General features: G+C 70.9%; 15 protein-coding genes and 1 tRNA gene. 5 read left to right on the top strand and 11 right to left on the bottom strand.

Features of this window, described 5'->3' with window-relative positions; translation table 11 throughout:
* Positions 1 to 40: 40 nt before the first annotated feature.
* On the top strand, positions 41 to 1387 hold the full coding sequence (locus EOINJALH_RS12440; protein ID WP_088280679.1) for a TolC family outer membrane protein: 1347 nt from the start codon (positions 41 to 43) through the stop codon (positions 1385 to 1387).
* A gap of 30 nt (positions 1388 to 1417) precedes the next feature.
* Here the strand turns inward: EOINJALH_RS12440 and EOINJALH_RS12435 are convergent, their stop codons facing one another.
* Together EOINJALH_RS12435 and EOINJALH_RS12430 are read right to left on the bottom strand one after the other, a co-directional pair.
* Positions 1418 to 2713, bottom strand: coding sequence for a 3-deoxy-D-manno-octulosonic acid transferase (locus EOINJALH_RS12435; RefSeq protein WP_234413813.1), 1296 nt, complete (start codon positions 2711 to 2713; stop codon positions 1418 to 1420).
* A 78-nt stretch (positions 2714 to 2791) separates the two neighbouring features.
* Positions 2792 to 4195 carry a phosphomannomutase/phosphoglucomutase gene (locus EOINJALH_RS12430; protein ID WP_088280678.1) on the bottom strand — a complete coding sequence of 468 codons (1404 nt, stop codon included), beginning with the start codon at positions 4193 to 4195 and terminating at the stop codon, positions 2792 to 2794.
* Between the two features lie 134 nt (positions 4196 to 4329).
* Between EOINJALH_RS12430 and EOINJALH_RS12425 the strand changes: the two genes are divergently transcribed.
* From EOINJALH_RS12425 to argG, 4 genes are read left to right on the top strand one after another with little or no spacing between them, the layout of a single operon-like run.
* Positions 4330 to 5838, top strand: a complete 1509-nt coding sequence (locus EOINJALH_RS12425; protein WP_088280677.1) for a DNA-3-methyladenine glycosylase 2 family protein — start codon at positions 4330 to 4332, stop codon at positions 5836 to 5838.
* Positions 5839 to 5851: 13 nt separating this feature from the next.
* Positions 5852 to 6388, top strand: a complete 537-nt coding sequence (locus tag EOINJALH_RS12420) for a methylated-DNA--[protein]-cysteine S-methyltransferase (RefSeq protein ID WP_088280676.1) — start codon at positions 5852 to 5854, stop codon at positions 6386 to 6388.
* Positions 6385 to 7278, top strand: a complete 894-nt coding sequence (locus EOINJALH_RS12415) for a DMT family transporter (RefSeq protein WP_088280675.1) — start codon at positions 6385 to 6387, stop codon at positions 7276 to 7278. The genes EOINJALH_RS12420 and EOINJALH_RS12415 overlap by 4 nt, the downstream gene beginning before the upstream one ends.
* A gap of 30 nt (positions 7279 to 7308) precedes the next feature.
* Positions 7309 to 8664: an argininosuccinate synthase gene (gene argG, locus EOINJALH_RS12410; protein WP_088280674.1), complete on the top strand. Its 1356-nt coding sequence runs from the start codon at positions 7309 to 7311 to the stop codon at positions 8662 to 8664.
* A gap of 7 nt (positions 8665 to 8671) precedes the next feature.
* On the opposite strand, the gene EOINJALH_RS12405 is transcribed toward argG, so the two are convergent.
* From EOINJALH_RS12405 to EOINJALH_RS12370, 9 genes are all read right to left on the bottom strand, one after another.
* Positions 8672 to 9586, bottom strand: coding sequence for a GGDEF domain-containing protein (locus EOINJALH_RS12405; protein WP_088280673.1), 915 nt, complete (start codon positions 9584 to 9586; stop codon positions 8672 to 8674).
* Positions 9587 to 9614: 28 nt separating this feature from the next.
* Complete coding sequence (locus tag EOINJALH_RS12400; protein ID WP_088280672.1) at positions 9615 to 10790, bottom strand: PLP-dependent transferase; 1176 nt, start codon at positions 10788 to 10790, stop codon at positions 9615 to 9617.
* 13 nt (positions 10791 to 10803) lie between these two features.
* A complete protein-coding gene (gene rimO / locus EOINJALH_RS12395) occupies positions 10804 to 12180 on the bottom strand; it encodes a 30S ribosomal protein S12 methylthiotransferase RimO (RefSeq protein ID WP_088280671.1) in 1377 nt (458 codons plus the stop codon).
* 81 nt (positions 12181 to 12261) lie between these two features.
* A complete protein-coding gene (phaR, locus tag EOINJALH_RS12390; RefSeq protein WP_234413816.1) occupies positions 12262 to 12780 on the bottom strand; it encodes a polyhydroxyalkanoate synthesis repressor PhaR in 519 nt (172 codons plus the stop codon).
* 124 nt (positions 12781 to 12904) lie between these two features.
* Entirely contained in the window at positions 12905 to 14581 is a 1677-nt protein-coding gene (locus EOINJALH_RS12385; protein WP_088280669.1) for an NAD(P)/FAD-dependent oxidoreductase, read from the bottom strand.
* 106 nt (positions 14582 to 14687) lie between these two features.
* Positions 14688 to 14855 (bottom strand): hypothetical protein, encoded by a 168-nt coding sequence (locus EOINJALH_RS32165; RefSeq protein ID WP_199873349.1) that lies wholly within the window; start codon positions 14853 to 14855, stop codon positions 14688 to 14690.
* A gap of 142 nt (positions 14856 to 14997) precedes the next feature.
* A tRNA-Val gene (locus EOINJALH_RS12380) sits at positions 14998 to 15074 on the bottom strand.
* A 42-nt stretch (positions 15075 to 15116) separates the two neighbouring features.
* Entirely contained in the window at positions 15117 to 17345 is a 2229-nt protein-coding gene (locus EOINJALH_RS12375; protein WP_088280668.1) for a bifunctional (p)ppGpp synthetase/guanosine-3',5'-bis(diphosphate) 3'-pyrophosphohydrolase, read from the bottom strand.
* A complete protein-coding gene (locus EOINJALH_RS12370; RefSeq protein ID WP_088280667.1) occupies positions 17342 to 18208 on the bottom strand; it encodes an alpha/beta fold hydrolase in 867 nt (288 codons plus the stop codon). Before EOINJALH_RS12370 ends, EOINJALH_RS12375 begins: the two co-directional genes overlap by 4 nt.
* Positions 18209 to 18256: the final 48 nt, after the last annotated feature.

Here is an 18256-nt window from a genome sequence, read left to right as displayed (position 1 = left end):
AGGGTACAAGATCCATCCCCCGTTCACGAGGACATCGCCCATGCCCAAGCCAACCCCGTCTCCGACCTTCCCCCGCCTGCGCGTGGCCCTGGCTGCGGCCGCGTTGTGCCTGGCGGGAGGGGCCCAGGCCCAAGGGTTGCAGGCGCTCTACGAAGCAGCGCGGGCCTACGACGCCACCTATCTGTCCGCGCGGGCGCTGGCCGATTCGGCCCAGTACCGGGCCGCGCAAGTCGAGTCGCTGCGCCTGCCATCGGCATCGTTGTCGGGATCGATCAGCCGCGGTGACATCCAGACCCCGGCCAGCACCAGCGTCAACAGCAGCAACGAGCAGCTGTCCCTGCAGGGGCGGCACCCGCTGTACAACAAGGCCAACGGCGCCACGATCGAGCAGGCCCGCCGCTCGGTGGAAGTGGCCAAGGCCGAACTCGAGATCGCCGAGCAGGACCTGATCATTCGCCTGTCGCAGGCCTACTTCGACGTGCTGGCGGCCCAGGACACCCTGGTCACGGCCCAGACCAACAAGACCTTCATCTCGGAGCAGCTGGCCTCGGCCAAGCGCAACTTCGAGGTCGGCACGGCCACCATCACCGACACGCGCGAGGCGCAGGCCCGCTTCGACCTGGGCACCGCCCAGGAGATCCAGGCCGACAACGACCTGCGCACCAAGCGCATCGCGCTCGACGTGCTGGTGGGCCGCACCGGCGTCGAGCCTCGGCCGCTGGTGGTGCCGGTGGTGCTGCCCGACACCCAGCCCGCCAACGCGGACGAGTGGGTCAGCGCCGCCGACGGTGCCCACCCCAGCGTGCGTCGCGCACGGCTCGGCCAGGAGGTCGCGCGGCTCGAAACCGCCAAGGCGCAGGCCGGCAAGCTGCCCACCGTCGACCTCGTCGGGTCGCTCTCCGACAGCCACAGCGCCGGCGCCGCGGTCACCTCGGCCGGGGGCCGCCCCGGCAGCACCCGCACCGGCAGCATCGGCGTGCAGATGAACTGGCCGCTGTTCACCGGCTACGCGGTCGAGAACCGCATCAAGGAAACCGTGGTGCTGGAAGAGAAGGCCCGCAACGACCTCGAGGCGGCCCGACGCGCCGTGGCCCAGGGCACTCGCCAGGCCTATTTCGGCCTGCAGTCGTTGAAGGCGCAGGTGAAGGCGCTCGAAGCGGCCGAGGCGTCCACCAAGCTGGCCCTCGAGGCCACGCAGCTGGGCTACAAGGTCGGAGTGCGCGTCAACCTCGACGTGCTGAACGCCCAGAGCCAGCTGTTCCAGACCAAACGAGACCTGGCCAAGGCGCGCTACGACGTCATCCTGACCGGCCTGCGGCTGCGCCAGGCCTCTGGGCAGCTGATGCCGCAGGACGTGACCGCCGCCGACGCGTTGTTGGCCCGCTGATCCCGCGCGGCCGCTGGGGCTGTTGTCGGGTCACCGCGCGGGCGGCACCGACGCCAGCGACAGGATGCGCTGCGCCATCTGCTGCGCAGCACCGCGGTGCGCGGCGGCAAAGTCCAGCGACCGGCGCACCCAATCCTCGCGCTGCGGATCGAGCGTCATCGCCAGCGCCGCGTCGACACCAGCCACGATGTCCGCCACCCTCAGGGCTGCACCGGCCGCCAGCGCCTGCTCGGCCGCCTGGGCAAAGTTGAAGGTGTGCGGGCCCATCACCACCGGGCAGCCACAGGCGGCGGCCTCGATCAGGTTCTGCCCGCCCAGCGGCGCGAAGCTGCCGCCCAGCAGCGCCACGTCGGCACAGGCGTAGTACAGCGGCATCTCGCCCATCGAGTCGCCCAGCCACACATCGGCCTGCATCGCCTCCGCCGGCGGCCCGTCGCCCCACTGGCTGCGGCGCACCACGCTCAGGCCGGCCGATGCCACCAGCGCCGCCACCTCGTCGAAGCGCTGCGGATGGCGCGGCACGATCAGCAGCAGCGGTCGTGGCGCGGCCGTCCGGCACCAGGCTTCCAGCAGTGGCGCCTCTTCGCCCTCGCGGGTGACGGCCGCCAGCACCACCGGCCGGCCCGCGGCCTGCCGCCAGGCACGGCCGCGTTCCAGCAACGCCAGCGGCGGTGTCATGTCGAACTTGAGGTTGCCCCCGACGACGACCTGCGGCGCGCCGGCATCACGCAGGCGCTGCGCATCGATGGCGGTCTGGGCCAGCGCCAGCGTCAGGCGCCGGGCCGCCGGGTGCAGCAGGGCGGCCAGGCGGCGGCCCTTGCGCGCGCTGCGCTCGCTCAGCCGGGCGTTGGCCAGCACCATCGGCACGCCGGCCCGCTCGGCCTCGTGCATCAACGCCGGCCAGAGTTCCGTCTCCATCAACACGCCGGCCGACGGGCGAAAGCGCCGCAGGAATCGGCGTGCCGCCCCAGGCGTGTCGTAGGGCAGCCAGGCCTGCAGGTCGCCTGGCCGCAGCAGCGACTGGCCGGCGGCGCGGCCGGTGGCGGTGCCGTGGGTCAGCAACAGGCGAATCGAGGGCTGCTGCTCGCGCAGGGCGGCCACCAGGGGCGCGGCCGCGCGCGTCTCGCCCAGCGACACCGCGTGCAGCCAGAGCGCCCCTGGTGGCGGCGGCTCGCCACGGTAGACGCCGAGCCGCTCGCCCAGGGCCAGGCGGTAGCCCGGCTCGCGCGCCCCGCGCCGCCACAGGCGCAGCAGGTACAGCGGCGTGGCCGCGCGCAGCAGGGCGGCGTACAGGGCACGCGCCGCGCGCTGCGGCACCGCGCTCACCGGGGGGCCTTCAAGCCGGCACCCCGGACGACGCCGCCGGGCCGGTCGGACCGCGACATGGCGCGCCGACCTGCCAGATCAATGCGCCGCCTGCGCCACCTGCGCGTCGGGCTTGAGCTCGCGCAGCGCCGCCATGAACTGTGTCTCGATGCGGTGCAGCGCGTCGGCTGTGTGTCCCTCGAAACGCAACACCAGCACCGGCGTGGTGTTGGAGGCGCGGATCAGTCCGAAGCCATCGGTGAAGTCGACCCGCAGGCCGTCGATGGTGCCCACCTCGCCGCCGGGGAAGCGCATGCGACCGTCGGCCACGCGGGCCTGCAGTTCGGCCACCAGACGGTGGTGCTCGCCCTCGGCGCAGGGCACATTGAGTTCGGGCGTGTTGAAGCTGGTGGGCAGCGCATCGAGCACGGCACTGGGGTCGTCGCTGCGGCTCAGGATCTCGAGCAGGCGGCCGGCGGTGTACATCGCATCGTCGAAGCCGTACCAGCGTTCGCCGAAGAAGATGTGGCCGCTCATCTCGCCTGCGAACGGCGCGCCGATTTCCTTGAGCTTGGCCTTGATCAGCGAGTGCCCCGTCTTCCAGAGCACCGGCACACCGCCGGCCTCGCGGATGGCCACCGGCAGGCGCTGCGAGCACTTCACGTCGAAGATGATCTGGCCGCCCGGGTGGCGCGACAGGATGTCCCGCGCGAACAGCATGATCTGCCGGTCGGGGTAGATGATGTTGCCGCCCCGGGTGACCACACCGAGACGGTCGCCGTCGCCGTCGAAGGCTAAGCCGATCTCGGCCTCGGTCGCGTTGACCACCTTGATCAGGTCGGCCAGGTTCTCTGGCTTGCTGGGATCTGGGTGGTGGTTGGGAAAATCGCCATCGACGCGCGAATACAGGTCGATCACCTCGCAGCCCAGCGCGCGCAGGATGGCCGGCGCCGTGGCGCCAGGAATGCCATTGCCCGAATCGACGACGACCTTCATCGGCCGTGACAGCCTGCAATCGCTGGTGATGCGGTGGGCATACTCGGGCACGATGTCCATGGCCGCAATGCGGCCTCGGGCCGACGTGTAGTCCTCGTCCTCCATGCGCTGGCGCAGGCGCTGGATGTCGTCGCCATAGATGGCCCGGCCACCGAGCACCATCTTGAAACCGTTGTAGTCCTTCGGGTTGTGGCTGCCGGTGACCTGGATGCCGCTGCGGCAGCCGTGCTTGCCGCGGGTGGCGGCCACGTAGTACAGCATCGGCGTCGTCACGGCGCCGAGGTCCACCACGTCCAGCCCGGTGGACGCCAGGCCGCGGGCCAGCGCGGCCACCAGGCCCGCGCCAGACAAGCGACCGTCGCGCCCCACGGCCACGGCCTTTTCCCCAGCCGCCATCGCCTCGCTGCCGAAGGCCCGGCCCAGGTGCTCGGCGAAGCTTTCGTCGATGCCGGCACCGACGATGCCGCGGATGTCGTAGGCCTTGAAGGCCGAGGCTTGTACTTGCATGGCGAGGGGTTCCTGTCGATGTGCCGCCTCATTCTACGGAGCGGCCCGCGCGACCACGGACCGCGCCGGCCGGGTCTCGGTGCACAGGTCCGGAAACGGCGAGTGCCCGTCCGGCACCTGCCTATCATCGGGCCATGACGCTCCAGGACGACGCCGCCTACCGTGCGCTGCAGACCCACGATGCCCGCTTCGACGGGCGGCTGTTCGTCGGCGTCACGTCCACCGGCATCTACTGCCGCCCGGTGTGTCGCGTGCGCACGCCACGCCAGGAGAACTGCCGCTTCTTCGGCCACGCCGCGGCAGCCGAGGCCGCAGGCTTTCGGCCATGCCTGCGCTGCCGGCCCGAACTGGCTCCGGGGCTGTCGCTGGTGGATTCGCCGCAGGCCCTGGCCACGCAAGCGGCGGCCCTGCTGGACCAGGCCGCCCACGACGGCGAAGACGCACCGCTGCCGTTGGTCGCGGCGCGCCTGGGGGTGACCGACCGGCACCTGCGGCGGCTGTTCGCGCAGGTGCACGGCGTGTCGCCGGTGGACTACCTCAGCACACGCCGGCTGCTGCTGTGCAAGCAGTTGCTCACCGACACCGCATTGCCGGTGACCCAGGTGGCCCTGGCCGCCGGCTTCGGCAGCCTGCGGCGGTTCAATGCCTTGTTCGCCGAACGCTACCGCATGAGCCCGACGGCATTGCGCAAGGCCGGGCCGCAACGCACGCCGTCCGATGCCCACGAGGGCACGACGCTGCGCCTGGCCTGGCGCCCGCCCTACGACATCGACGGCGTGCTCGGCTTCTTCCGCCGCCGCGCGATCGACGGCGTCGAGTCGGTCGATGGCCTGGCGCTGCGCCGCACGCTGGCCATCGAGCACGCGGGCCAGACGCTGGCCGGGTGGTTCGAGGCGCGCTTCGTGCCGGACCGCTGCGAACTGCACCTCACCGTGGCGCCGACGCTCGTGCCTGCCCTCGGCACGCTGCTGTCGCGGCTGCGCCAGGCCTTCGACCTCGATGCCGAGCCATCGCGGATCGACCCGGTCATCGCCGGCATCGGCGCTGCGCCCCGGCCAGGCGTGCGCCTGCCCAGTGGGCCCGATGGGTTCGAAACGGCGGTGCGTGTGGTGCTGGGCCAGCAGGTCACCGTGGCCGCCGCGCGCACGCTGACCCAACGGCTGGTGCAGCGCTTCGGCGCCCCGGTGGCCACGCCGTTTGCCGGGCTGGACCGCCTGTTCCCATCGGCGACGGCCCTGGCCACTGCCGCGCCCGAGGACATCGGCACCCTGGGCATCGTGCGCCAGCGCGTGCGGGCCTTGCAGGCCCTGGCCACCGAGGTCGCCGCGGGCCGCCTGCGCCTGCACCGCGCCGCGCCACTGCAGGACACGCTGGATGCACTGCGCGCCCTGCCCGGCATCGGCGACTGGAGCGCACAACTGATCGCCATGCGGGCCCTGGCCTGGCCCGACGCCTGGCCGGCCACCGACATCGGCATCCTCAAGGCCCTGGGCACGCGCGACGTCGCCGAGGCGGCCGCCCGCGCCGAGGCCTGGCGCCCCTGGCGCGCCTACGCCGTGATGCGCCTGTGGCTGACGCTGGAGGGCCAGGAGGCCGACACCCCACGCCCCGCGGGCACCGTGGCCGACCGTGGCCACCCCTGATTGGAGAGATGCCATGACCCATCCCCGACTCGTTGCCCAGGCGCGGCTGGAGACGCCACTCGGCCCGATGACCGCCGCCGCCTCCGCCGAGGGCCTGGCCGGCCTGTGGTTCGACGGCCAGGCGCACCACCCCGGGCCGCTGGTGGTGCCGACCCAGCCGGGTCACCGCTGGCTGAAGGCCGCGGACCTGGCGTTGGCGCGTTATTTCTCGGGGGATGCCGATCCGCTGCGCGACCTGCCGCTCGACCTGCACGGCACCCCGTTCCAGCGCGCCGTCTGGCGGGCGCTGCGGGCCCTGCCCCGTGGCCACGCCAGCACCTACGCCGCCATCGCCGGGCAGGCCGGCTCGCCAGCCGCGGTGCGTGCCGCCGGCGCGGCCATCGGCCGCAACCCGGTGTCGGTGCTGGTGCCCTGCCACCGCGTGCTGGGCGCGTCCGGCGCCCTCACCGGCTATGCCGGCGGGCTGGACCGCAAGCGGGCACTGCTGCGGCTCGAAGACGTGGCGCTGCCGGGCGCGGCGGCACCGCGCCAGTCCGAGGGGTCTCCTTGAGACGCTCCGACACGCGCGATCTGCTGCTGCTCGCCGCCCTCTGGGGCGCGTCGTTCCTGTTCATGCGCATCACGGCACCCGCCTTTGGGCCGTGGGCGATGGCAGCCCTGCGCGTCGCCGGCGCCACCGCTCTGCTGTGGCCCTTGCTGCACTGGCGCGGCCAGTCGAGGCTGCTGATCGAGCGCTGGCCCGACCTGCTGGTGGTGGGCCTGGCCAACTCGGCCCTGCCCTTCGCGCTGTTCGGCTACGCCGCCCTGCACCTCACCGGTGGGCTGGCCGCGGTGTTCAATGCCGCCACGCCGCTGTTCGGCGCGCTGATCGCGTGGCTGTGGCTGCGCGAATCTCTCACCGCCTGGCGTGTGGCCGGGCTGCTGACCGGCTTCGGCGGCGTCAGCGCATTGGCCTGGGTGAAAGCCGGCGACACCGCCGCCGGCGGCCCGGCCCTGGCGGTGGCCGCCTGCCTGGCCGCACCGTTGCTGTACGGCTTCTCGGCCAGTTTCACGCGGCGGCGCTTGTCGGGCGTGCCATCGCTGGCCGTGGCCACCGGCAGCCAGTTGTTCGCCGCGCTCGCCCTGGCCGCACCGGCCGCCCTCACCTGGCCCGCCACACCACCCGGCCTGCAGGCGTGGGCCATGCTGGCGGCGCTGTCCGCGCTGTGCACCGGGTTGGCCTACATCCTGTACTTCCGCCTCATTGCCCACGCCGGCCCGGCCTTCGCGATGACCGTCACCTACCTGGTGCCCGCGTTCGCGGTGGCCTGGGGGGCGGTGTTCCTGGGCGAGCGCCTCACGGTGCCGATGGTGCTGGGCTGTGCGGTCATCCTGGCCGGCACCGCCCTGGCCACCGGGCTGCTGCCGCGGCGGCCGACCGGACCGGTCGACCGACGATAATTCCGCTCTTCGCCAGCACCTCACACCACCGTGGCCGCCAACATCCTTCAACAGCTTCCCGTCGGCGAACGCGTCGGCATCGCCTTCTCCGGTGGCCTGGACACCAGCGCCGCCGTGCACTGGATGCGCGCCAAGGGCGCCATCCCCTGCGCCTACACCGCCAACCTGGGCCAGCCCGACGAGACCGACTACGACGACATCCCGCGCAAGGCCAAGGCCTACGGCGCCGACATCGCCCGCCTGATCGACTGCCGCACCGCGCTGGTCGCCGAAGGCATCGCCGCCATCCAGTGCGGCGCCTTCCACATCTCCACCGGCGGCGCCACCTACTTCAACACCACCCCGCTGGGCCGCGCCGTCACCGGCACCGCGCTGGTGGTGGCGATGCGCGAGGACGGCGTCAACATCTGGGGCGACGGCAGCACCTACAAGGGCAACGACATCGAGCGCTTCTACCGCTATGGCCTGCTGGCCAATCCGGCGCTGCGCATCTACAAGCCCTGGCTCGACCAGACCTTCATCGACGAGCTGGGCGGTCGCAAGGAGATGAGCGAGTACCTCATCGCCAACGGCTTCGACTACAAGATGAGCGTCGAGAAGGCCTACTCCACCGACAGCAACATGCTCGGGGCCACGCACGAGGCCAAGGACCTGGAGTTCCTGAATGCCGGCATCTCGATCGTCAACCCGATCATGGGCGTGGCCTTCTGGCGCGAAGACGTCGCCGTCAAGGCCGAGACGGTGTCGGTGCGCTTCGAGGAAGGCCAGCCGGTGGCCCTGAACGGCCGCACCTTCGCCGACGCCGTGGCGCTGTTCGAAGAGGCCAATCGCATCGGTGGCCGGCATGGCCTGGGCATGTGCGACCAGATCGAGAACCGCATCATCGAGGCCAAGAGCCGCGGCATCTACGAAGCCCCGGGCATGGCGCTGCTGCACATCGCCTACGAGCGCCTCGTCACCGGCATCCACAACGAGGACACCATCGAGCAGTACCGCAACAACGGCCGCCGGCTGGGCAAGCTGCTGTACCACGGTCGCTGGTTCGACCCCCAGTGCATGATGCTGCGCGAGACGGCCCAGCGCTGGGTGGCGCGAGCCATCACCGGCGAGGTGACGCTCGAGCTGCGTCGCGGCAACGACTACTCGATCATGAACACCGAGAGCCCCAACCTCACCTACCAGCCCGAGCGCCTGAGCATGGAAAAGGTCGAGAACGCAGCCTTCACCCCGGCTGACCGCATCGGCCAGCTGACGATGCGCAACCTCGACATCCAGGACACTCGGCAGAAGCTGGGCATCTACATCCGCACCGGCCTGCTGGGCAGCAGTTCGGACGGTGCCATCCCGCTGCTCACGTCCGCCGGCGAGCCCCCCAAGGCGGGTTGAACGCGGGCTACGAACCCACTCGGTCGCGACCGCCCGCCTTGGCGGCATAAAGCCGGCGATCGGCGGCCTCGAAGAGGTCGATGACCTCCTGCATGGTCTCGGTCAACGAGGCCACGCCCAGCGAGATGGTCTGGCGGTGCACGGCGGTGGCACCGGCCGGCGCACCCGGCGCCGGCAGCACGAACACATGGTCGGCCACGGTCGCGCGCAGGCGTTCGGCCAATTCGGTGGCCGGGCCATGCTCGACATGCGGCAGGACCACCGCGAACTCCTCGCCCCCCAGGCGGCCCAGAACGCCCACGCCCATCAGTGCATGGCGCACGGCGGTGGCGCTCTCGCGCAGCACCTTGTCGCCGGCCGGGTGGCCGTAGGTGTCGTTGACAGCCTTGAAATGGTCGAGGTCGTAGCAGACCACGCTCAGCGCCCGCCGGTCACCCTTGGCCAGGCGAAACTCGCGCCGCAGCGTGTCGAACAGGTAGCGGCGGTTGAAGACCTCGGTGCCGGCGTCGATGGTGGCAAGGCGGTAGACGCGGTCGTGCAGCGCGGCGTCGAGGCTGTGGTGCTCGTAGAACTTGAACAGCAGGTCGCCCAGGCGCACCAGATCGCCTTCGCGCAGCGCCACCTCGCCGTCGATGCGGCGGTCGTTGACATGCGTGCCGTTGAACGACCCCAGGTCGCGCAGCGTGACGGCCTCGTCGCTCACCGTCAATTCGGCATGGCGCCGGCTCAGGCCCGGGCTGTCGATGTGGACCGCCGCATCGGGCGCGCGGCCGATGACCACCCGCCCGGCGTCGAGCGCGAAAGGGCGCCCGGTGTCGGCGCCGCTGTAAAGGATCAGGCAGGGTCGGCGCCCCGGACCGCCCAGGTTCTGGAAGAGCGTGATGTCGCTCTTGGTCAGTGCGATGGTGGGTGCGTCGTGCATGGCTGGGTGGGCGACGACCCGGCGCGTGTCAGCCCAATTGCTCGAGCGCTTGCGCCAGGTCGGCCCGCAAGTCTGCCACGGACTCCAGCCCGATCGAGAAGCGCACCAGATGACCGGGCAGCGACGATGTGTCGGATCGCATGGAGGGCAGGTCGTAGGGCACCACCAGGCTGACCGGACCGCCCCACGAATAGCCAATCTTGAACCGGCGCAGCGCGTCGACGAAGGCATCGACGCGCTCGGGCGCGATGGCCGGGTCGAGCATCACCGAGAACAGCCCGGCGGCCGCGGTGCAGGTGGCGGCCCAATGGGCGTGGCCGGGCGAACCCGGCAGCGCCGGGTGCAGCACCTGCCGCACCGTCGGTTGCCGGCCGAGGAACAGCGCCAGTTCGCGCGCGGCCGCGTCGTGCGCGTGGTAGCGCAGCGCGATGGTCGGCAGCGAGCGCAGCACGGTCTCGGCGTCGTTGGCCGCCACCCCCACGCCCAGCCGGCCATGGGCCTGCAGGATGCGGTGGTGCAGCGATTCGTCGCGGGTGACGACGGAGCCCATCAGCACGTCGGCGCCGCCCGACGGGTACTTGGTCAGCGCATGCATCGAGATGTCCACGCCCAGGTCGAAGGCGCCGAACGCCAGGCCGGCGCCCCAGGTGTTGTCCAGCGCCGTCGTCACGCCGCGCTCGCGCGCCACGGCGATCAGGCCACGCAGGTCGGGAAACTCCATCGTCACCGAGCCGGGGGCCTCCAGCCACACCAGCCTGGTGCGCGTGCCGATGCGGCGTGCCAGATCGTCCGGGTCCATCGGGTCGTAGAGCTGGTGCCCGATGCCCCAGCCGGCCAGCAGCGTGCGGGCCATTTCCTTCGACGGGCCATACACGTTGTCGGGCAGCAGCACCTCGTCGCCCTGCTGCAGCAGGCCCACGTTGACCATCGTGATCGCCGCCAGTCCGCTGGGCGCCAGCACGCAGAATCGGCCGCCTTCGAGCGTGGCGATGCGCTCCTCGAGCGTGAAGGTGGTCGGCGTGCCGTGCAGGCCGTAGGTGTAGCCGGCCTTGCTCTTCCAGGTGCGGGCGCGCAGCGCGGCCACGTTGGAGAACATCACGGTCGAGGCCTTGAAGACCCCTGGCGGCACGGCGGCCCAACCGGCGGGCGGCTGGTAGTCGTGGTGGATCAGGTCGGTGACGAGGTCGCTGAGCGGCTTGGACATGGCGGGGGCGGTTTCAGACGGGTTGGCCGACGAGGTCGTGGCCGTCGACGGCCACGATGCGGGCGCGGGTGAACTCGCCGACCTTGAGGGTCTTCGAGGCCTTTTCGGGCGGCAGCAGGCGGACGGTGCCGTCGATCTCGGGGGCGTCGGCGTAGCTGCGGCCGACGCCGCCCTTGCGGCCCAGGGCCGGCGCGCGGTCGACCAGCACCTGCATCGTGGCGCCCACGCGGCGCTGAAGGCGCTGCGTCGAGACGTCTTCGGCCACGGCCATGAAGCGGGCGCGGCGTTCCTCGCGCAGTTCGGCCGGCACCGGGTCGGCCAGGGCATTGGCCGCTGCGCCATCGACCGGCGAATAGGCGAAGCAGCCCGCGCGGTCGATCTGCGCTTCGCGCACGAAGTCGAGCAGGTGCTGGAACTCGGCCTCGGTCTCGCCCGGGAAGCCGGCAATGAAGGTGGAGCGCACGACCAGTTCGGGGCAGGCCTCGCGCCACTTCAGCAGGCGTTCGAGATTGCGCTCGCCGCTGGCCGGCCGCTTCATGCGCTTGAGCACCTCGGGGTGCGAATGCTGGAACGGCACGTCCAGGTAGGGCAGCACGCGCCCAGCGGCCATCAGCGGCAGCACCTCGTCGACGTGCGGATACGGATAGACGTAGTGCAGGCGCACCCAGGCGCCGTGCGGCTGGGCCAGTTCGGCCAGCGCCTCGCACAACTCGCGCATGCGGGTCTTGACCGGCCGCCCATCGAAGAAGCCGGTGCGGTACTTGACGTCGACACCGTAGGCGCTGGTGTCCTGGCTGACCACCAGCAGTTCCTTCACGCCGGACTCGAACAGCGCGCGGGCCTCGCCCAGCACGTCGCCCACCGGCCGCGACACCAGATCGCCACGCATGCTGGGGATGATGCAGAAGGTGCAGCGGTGGTTGCAGCCCTCGCTGATCTTGAGGTAGGCGTAGTGCTTGGGCGTGAGCTTGATGCCGGTGGCCGGCACCAGGTCGATGAAGGGGTCGTGCGGCTTGGGCGCGTGCAGGTGCACGGCGTCCATCACCTCCTGCGTGGCGTGCGGGCCGGTCACCGCCAGCACCTTGGGATGCACCTGCCGCACGAGGTTGCCACCCCCGTCGCCGCTGCGGGCACCCAGGCAGCCTGTGACGATGACCTTGCCGTTCTCGGCCAGGGCCTCGCCGATGGTGTCCAGGCTTTCCTTCACCGCGTCGTCGATGAAGCCGCAGGTGTTGACGATCACCAGGTCGGCGCCTGCGAAGGTCTTGCTGGTCTCGTAGCCTTCGGCGGACAGCTGCGTGAGGATGAGTTCGGAATCGGTCAGCGCCTTGGGGCAGCCGAGCGAGACGAAGCCGACCTTGGGCGGCCGGGCGGTGGAGGTGTCGTGCATGGCGCCATTGTCCGCGACGGCGCAGCGCCGCCGCACGGCACGGGCTTGCCTGGCACAGCGCCCGGCAGGCCCGTGGCGCTGCTACCGCTTGGCGCCGAAGCCGGGCATGCCGGGGAACAGCGCGCCGGCCTGCATCTGCTCCTGCATCTGCACGAACAGGTTCTTGCTCTGCTCGAGGTAGTTGCCCATCAGGCCCTGCATCAGCGGCGCCTGCCCGCTCATGAACTGCGCCCAGGTCTCGGGCGTGAAGGTCTTGGGGTCGTACAGGCCCTTGCTCTGCTCGGCAAAGCGCGCCTGCACCTCGACGAAGGTCTGCAGGTTCTTCTCGAGGTAGTTGCCCATCATGCCCTGCATGGCGTGGCCGTAGAAGCGGATGATGTTGGCCAGCATCGGTGTGCTGAACATCGGCACGCCGCCGGTTTCTTCCTCGAGGATGATCTGCAGCAGGATGCTGCGGGTGAGGTCTTCGCCGGACTTGGCGTCACGCACCTCGAAGGTCTCGGCACCCAGCACCATCTGCTTGACGTCGGCCAGCGTGATGTAGCTGCTGGTGCGCGTGTCGTACAGGCGACGGTTCGGGTACTTCTTGAGGACTCGCATCTCGGTGGGGGCTGCGTCCTCGGTGCCGCTGGGGGCGGTGCTGCGGCGGGTGGCTGGCATCTCGGGCTGCTCCTTTGTGCGAGGCACAAATTCTAAGTATGGGGCCTCCGATACCCGGAAGGGCTTACCCCGTCAGGGTCGGTCCGGACGCCTCGACAGGCAGTATCCGCCGGGCCACTGCTTCGGCCACCTCGATGCCGTCAACACCGGCCGACATGATGCCGCCCGCGTAGCCCGCCCCCTCGCCCGCCGGGTAGAGCCCGGCCACGTTGAGGCTCTGGAAATCCTTGCCGCGGGTGATGCGCAGCGGCGACGAGGTGCGGGTCTCGACGCCGGTGAGCACCGCGTCCGCCATCGAGAACCCTTTGATCTGCCGCTCGAAGGCCGGCAAGGCCTCGCGGATGGCCGCCAGCGCGTAGTCGGGCAGGCTCCCGCACCCCGGCTCGTCCAGGTTGGTGAGGTGGACGCCCGGCGTGTACGACGGTTCCACGCTGCCCAGTGCCCGGGAGGGCCGGCCCTTCAGAAAATCACCGACCAGCTGGCCGGGCGCCCGGTAGCCACCGCCGCCCAGTTCGAAGGCCCGCGACTCCCAGACGCGCTGGAAGGCCATGCCGTCGAGCGGATCGACCGGGCCGCTGGCGCCCGGATCGCGCCGGTAGTCCTGCGGCGAGATGCCCACCACGATGCCGGCGTTGGCGTTGCGCTCGTTGCGCGAATACTGGCTCATGCCGTTGGTGACGACGCGGTCGACTTCCGACGTGGCCGCCACCACCGTGCCGCCGGGGCACATGCAGAAACTGTAGACCGAGCGCCCGTTGCCAGCGTGGTGCACGAGCTTGTAGTCGGCGGCGCCCAGCAGCGGGTGCCCGGCGTGGGCGCCGAAGCGCGCCTTGTCGATCAGGCTCTGCGGGTGCTCGATGCGGAAGCCGATCGAGAACGGCTTGGGTTCCAGGAACACGCCGCGCCGCTGCAGCATCTCGAAGGTGTCGCGGGCGCTGTGGCCGAGTGCCAGCACCACGTGGTCGGCGCGCAGGGTTTCGCCCGAGGCCAGCGTCAGACCGCGGACCTGTCCGTCCTCGACCAGCAGGTCGGTGACGCGCTGCTGGAAGCGCACCTCGCCGCCGAGCAACTCGATCTCGGCCCGCATCTTCTCGACCATGCCCACCAGGCGGAAGGTGCCGATGTGCGGCTTCGCGACGTAGAGGATCTCCTCCGGGGCACCGGCCTTCACGAACTCGGTCAGCACCTTGCGCGTGAGGTGCCGCGGGTCGCTGATCTGGCTCCAGAGCTTGCCGTCCGAGAAGGTGCCGGCCCCGCCCTCGCCGAACTGCACGTTCGACTCCGGGTCGAGCACACCGCGGCGCCACAGGCCCCAGGTGTCCTGCGTGCGCTCGCGCACGGCCTTGCCCCGCTCCAGCACGATGGGACGCAGACCCATCTGCGCCAGCACCAGCGCGGCAAAGATGCCGCACGGCCCGAAGCCCACCACCACCGGACGCGGGCGCCCGACGGCATGGAAGTCGGCCGGCGCATGGCCGACGAAGCGATAGCGGGTGTCGGGCGACGGCCGCACCTGCGGATCGCCTGCAAACCGGGCCAACACGGCAGCCTCGTCGGCCAGCGTGCAGTCGACCGTGTAGGTCAGGACGATGGCCGAGCGCTTGCGCGCGTCGTAGCTGCGCTTGAAGACGGTGAACGCCGACAGCGCGGCGTCGGGGAGGCCCAGCCGCGCCAAGATCGCCGTGCGCAGGGCGTCGTCGGCGTGGTCCAGCGGCAGGCGCAGTTCGGTGATGCGCAGCATGGGTGCGGCGGTCGGGGAAAGCGCCCGGCCCGACGAATGGAATGGTCGGTCGGAACGGTCGGTCGGGTCGGTCGTCCCGATCAACCGAGGGGATCAACCACCAGAATCAGCCGCCTTTGTGCGGCCGCTTGCCCGGGTTCTTCTTGCTGCGCGTGTGCGAGCCGCGCTCGAGGCTGCTCTTCTGGCCGCGGTGCACGGTGAGCGTGGTACCGGGGATGGTGGGCGGACGCGGCGTGGCTTTGCGGTCGGCTTCGGTCCTGATCTTGATGGCCATGAAGGGCTCCGTTGATGTGTTCTAAAAACCTGGGATTAGGCCACAGGCGCCGTCGCGGTCGAGGCACCTGCCTCTGGGCCGCGACAACGACAGGCCCTCAAACGACGAGGCCCCGGGGCTTGCACCCCGGGGCCTTCCAATTTGGTAGGCGCGATTGGACTCGAACCAACGACCCCCACCATGTCAAGGTGGTGCTCTAACCAGCTGAGCTACGCGCCTGCGAAGCCCAAGACTATACCATCGTTTTTCAGCGCCATCCAGTCAGCGGCGCCGGGCGTGACGGATGCCCGGCACCTGCGCCACCAGGCGCAGCACCGCCGCCAGGCGCGATGCATCGCCGACCTCGATGGTGAAGGTCATGTAGGCCGTGCCGCCGCTCGCGTCCTTGACCGATTGCGTGTGCACGCCGGTGACGTTCATCTTCTCCTTGGCGAAGACCTCGGAGATGTCGCGCAGCAGGCCCGAGCGATCGTTCGCCTCGACCAGCACGTCCACCGGGTAGGCGGCATCGCGGCCCGCCGGCACGTGGCCCCAGGCCACTGCGATGACGCGGCCCGGCGACTGCTCGGCCATGTGCCGGAAGTTGCTGCAGCCCGCGCGGTGGATGGCCACCCCTTTGCCCCGCGTGACATAGCCCGCAATGGCATCGGGCGGCGCGGGCCGGCAGCACTTGGCCAGCGTGGTGAGCAGGGACTCGACGCCCACCACCAGCACGCCGCCATCGGTGGCGCGGGCGCGCTTGAGGTGGATGGTCTCTTCTTCGCCAGGCACCGGTTCGGGCGGGCGCAGCAGCAGTTCGATGTGGCGCAGCGAGTACTCGTCCTTGCCGACCACCTCGAACAGCGCGTCGGCGCCCTTGAAGCCCAGCTGCGCGGCCAGGTCGTCCAGCTTCAGCGACGTCCGTCCCTCGCGCTGCAGCAGCTTCTCGACCAGCTCGCGCCCGCGCGCCACCGTGTTGGACAGCGCCTGCACGTTGAACCAGGCCCGCACCTTGGACCGCGCCCGGTGGCTCTTGAGGTAGCCCAGTTCGGCGTTCAGCCAGTCGAGCGACGGCGCGCCCTCCTTGGCCGCGATCACCTCGACCGTCTGCCCATTGGCCAGCGGCGTGTTCAGCGGCACCATGGCGCCGTCGACGCGGGCGCCGCGGCAGCGGTGGCCCAGGTCGGTGTGCAGGCTGTAGGCGAAATCCACCGGCGTGGCACCGGCCGGCAGTTCGATCACCGTGGCCTGGGGCGTGAAGACGTAGATGCGGTCTTCGAAAGACGGGCCTTCGGTGGCCTGGCCGGCATAGTCGCGCTCCCAAGCCAGCAACTGGCGCAGCACCGCCTTGCGGGCCTCGGCCACGCGCTCCTCGAAGTCGCCGGCGGCAGTGACACCGGCATAGCCCTTGGCACCGGCCTCCTTGTAGGCCCAGTGCGCGGCCACACCATGCTCGGCATGCTCGTGCATCGCGGTCGTGCGGATCTGCACCTCCACCGGCCGGCCGTCGTCGCCCAGCACCACCGTGTGCAGGCTCTGGTAGCCGTTGGGCTTGGGCCGAGCGATGTAGTCGTCGTATTCGCCGGGCACCGCGCGGTAGCGCTCGTGCACGCGCGACAGCGCGGCATAACACGCGGGCACATCGGCCACGATGACGCGCAGCGCACGCACATCGAACACGCGCTCGATGCCCAGGCCCTTGCCCTGCATCTTCTTCCAGATGCTGTACAGGTGCTTGGGCCGCCCCTGCACCTCGGCCCGAACGCCCACCGCCGCCAGTTCGTCGGCCAGCTGGCAGCGCACGGCCTCGACGCCGTCCTCTCGCTCGATGCGTTTCTCGTCGAGCAACTGCGCCACGCGCTTGTAGTCGGCGGGTTGCAGGAAGCGGAAGGCCAGGTCCTCCAGCTCCCATTTGATCTGCCAGATGCCCAGGCGGCTGGCCAGCGGCGCGAACACATCGCGCGACTCCTGGGCCAGCAGCACCGGGCAGGGCTCGCGCGACGACGCGTGCCAGCGCAGCGTCTGCAGCCGCGAGGCCAGGCGCAGCAGCACCACGCGCAGGTCGCGTGAGAAGGCCAGCAGCATCTTGCGCACGCGCTCGGTCTGCTGGGCATGCTGATCGGCTTCGACCACCGCCCCGCGCGCCGCGCGCTGGATCTGCACCAGCTTGCGCGTGTGCGCCACCAGGCCCGCGTAGTGCTCGCCGAAGGCCTTGGCCACCATCTCCTCGGGCCGCTGCAGGAAGTCACCGGCATACACCAGGTAGGACGCCGCCTGCATCGACGGTGCCGCGCCGATGCCGCGCAAGATGGCCGCCACGCCCTCGGCATGGGACAGCGCCTCTTCGCCGGTGTCCAGGCGCTGGCCCGCCAGCAGCGGTTCGGCGAAGGCCCGCGCGCGCTGCAGCGCACCCTGCCCGTCGGCCTCGTGCACCTCGTCGCCGGCGATGCGAACGATGGGTGCCGCCTCCGCGGCCTCGGGCCCGCGCGGTGCGGCCTGTCCGGTCTTCATGCCGCGCGCAGGAACCCGCTCACCGCCTGCACCTGGTCGGGCTGCACGAGGGTTGGCGCGTGGCCCACATCGGCGAACTCCACCAGCGTCGCCTTCGGGCCGCGCTCGGTCATCGCCTTCGCGGTGGCCGGGGACAGCAGGTCGGACTCAGCGCCACGCAGCAGCAGCACGGGCAGTCGCAGGCTGTCGTAGGCATGCCAGAGCGCGCCCTCGCCGGCCTTGGCCAGTTCGGGCGTGATCAGGCGGAACGGCACGGCGATGGCCGGGTCGTAGTGCGGCTTGAAGCCGGCGCCGTCGGGCACCAATTGAGGCTGTGTCAGTGCCAGCCACTGCTCGCGGCTGTGCGGGCCGAAGCCTTTCGAGATGGCCCACAGCGCGTCGGCCGCATCCTCGACCGAGGCCCAGTGCGCCGGCTGCCCCAGGTAGGTGCCGATGCGGGCCAGCGACACCGGCTCGATCGTCGGGCCCACGTCGTTGAGCACCAGGCGGCGCAGCGGCGAGTTCTGCAGCGCCGCCACGCCCAGCCCGATCAGGCCGCCCATCGAGGTGCCGACCCAGTCCACCACCTCGGCGTCCAGCCGCGCCAGCAGTGTCACCATGTCGGCCACGTAGGACGGGATGCCGTAGCCCATCGGCTCGCGCAACCAGTCGGACCGGCCGCGGCCGACCACGTCGGGGCAGACCACGCGGTACTCGCCGCACAGCGCCCGGGCCAGCGTGTCGAAATCGCGCCCCTGCCGCGACAGGCCATGGACGCACACCAGCACGCGGCGGTTGGCGGGATCGCCCCACTCCCAGTACGCCATGCGGTGCAGGCCCTTGGCATCGAGGCATTGCACGTGGCGGAGTCGAGCTTCAGTCATCGGTCAGTCTCCTTGCGGATAATCATCGCAGTGAATCCCACGGAGATT

Origin of the sequence: Ideonella sp. A 288 (assembly GCF_002198735.1) — a bacterium.
GTDB lineage: Bacteria > Pseudomonadota > Gammaproteobacteria > Burkholderiales > Burkholderiaceae_C > Pseudaquabacterium.
This window is presented reverse-complemented; position numbering and strand designations above follow the sequence as displayed.

What these genes read in the sequence shown, in the direction of transcription:
- EOINJALH_RS12440 (WP_088280679.1), top strand. Translation starts at nt 41, where the DNA reads ATGCCCAAGCCAACCCCGTCTCCGACCTTCCCCCGCCTGCGCGTGGCC.
- EOINJALH_RS12430 (WP_088280678.1), bottom strand. Translation starts at nt 4,195, where the DNA reads ATGCAAGTACAAGCCTCGGCCTTCAAGGCCTACGACATCCGCGGCATC.
- EOINJALH_RS12425 (WP_088280677.1), top strand. Translation starts at nt 4,330, where the DNA reads ATGACGCTCCAGGACGACGCCGCCTACCGTGCGCTGCAGACCCACGAT.
- EOINJALH_RS12420 (WP_088280676.1), top strand. Translation starts at nt 5,852, where the DNA reads ATGACCCATCCCCGACTCGTTGCCCAGGCGCGGCTGGAGACGCCACTC.
- EOINJALH_RS12405 (WP_088280673.1), bottom strand. Translation starts at nt 9,586, where the DNA reads ATGCACGACGCACCCACCATCGCACTGACCAAGAGCGACATCACGCTC.
- EOINJALH_RS12400 (WP_088280672.1), bottom strand. Translation starts at nt 10,790, where the DNA reads ATGTCCAAGCCGCTCAGCGACCTCGTCACCGACCTGATCCACCACGAC.
- rimO (WP_088280671.1), bottom strand. Translation starts at nt 12,180, where the DNA reads ATGCACGACACCTCCACCGCCCGGCCGCCCAAGGTCGGCTTCGTCTCG.
- phaR (WP_234413816.1), bottom strand. Translation starts at nt 12,780, where the DNA reads ATGCGAGTCCTCAAGAAGTACCCGAACCGTCGCCTGTACGACACGCGC.
- EOINJALH_RS12385 (WP_088280669.1), bottom strand. Translation starts at nt 14,581, where the DNA reads ATGCTGCGCATCACCGAACTGCGCCTGCCGCTGGACCACGCCGACGAC.
- EOINJALH_RS32165 (WP_199873349.1), bottom strand. Translation starts at nt 14,855, where the DNA reads ATGGCCATCAAGATCAGGACCGAAGCCGACCGCAAAGCCACGCCGCGT.
- EOINJALH_RS12375 (WP_088280668.1), bottom strand. Translation starts at nt 17,345, where the DNA reads ATGAAGACCGGACAGGCCGCACCGCGCGGGCCCGAGGCCGCGGAGGCG.
- EOINJALH_RS12370 (WP_088280667.1), bottom strand. Translation starts at nt 18,208, where the DNA reads ATGACTGAAGCTCGACTCCGCCACGTGCAATGCCTCGATGCCAAGGGC.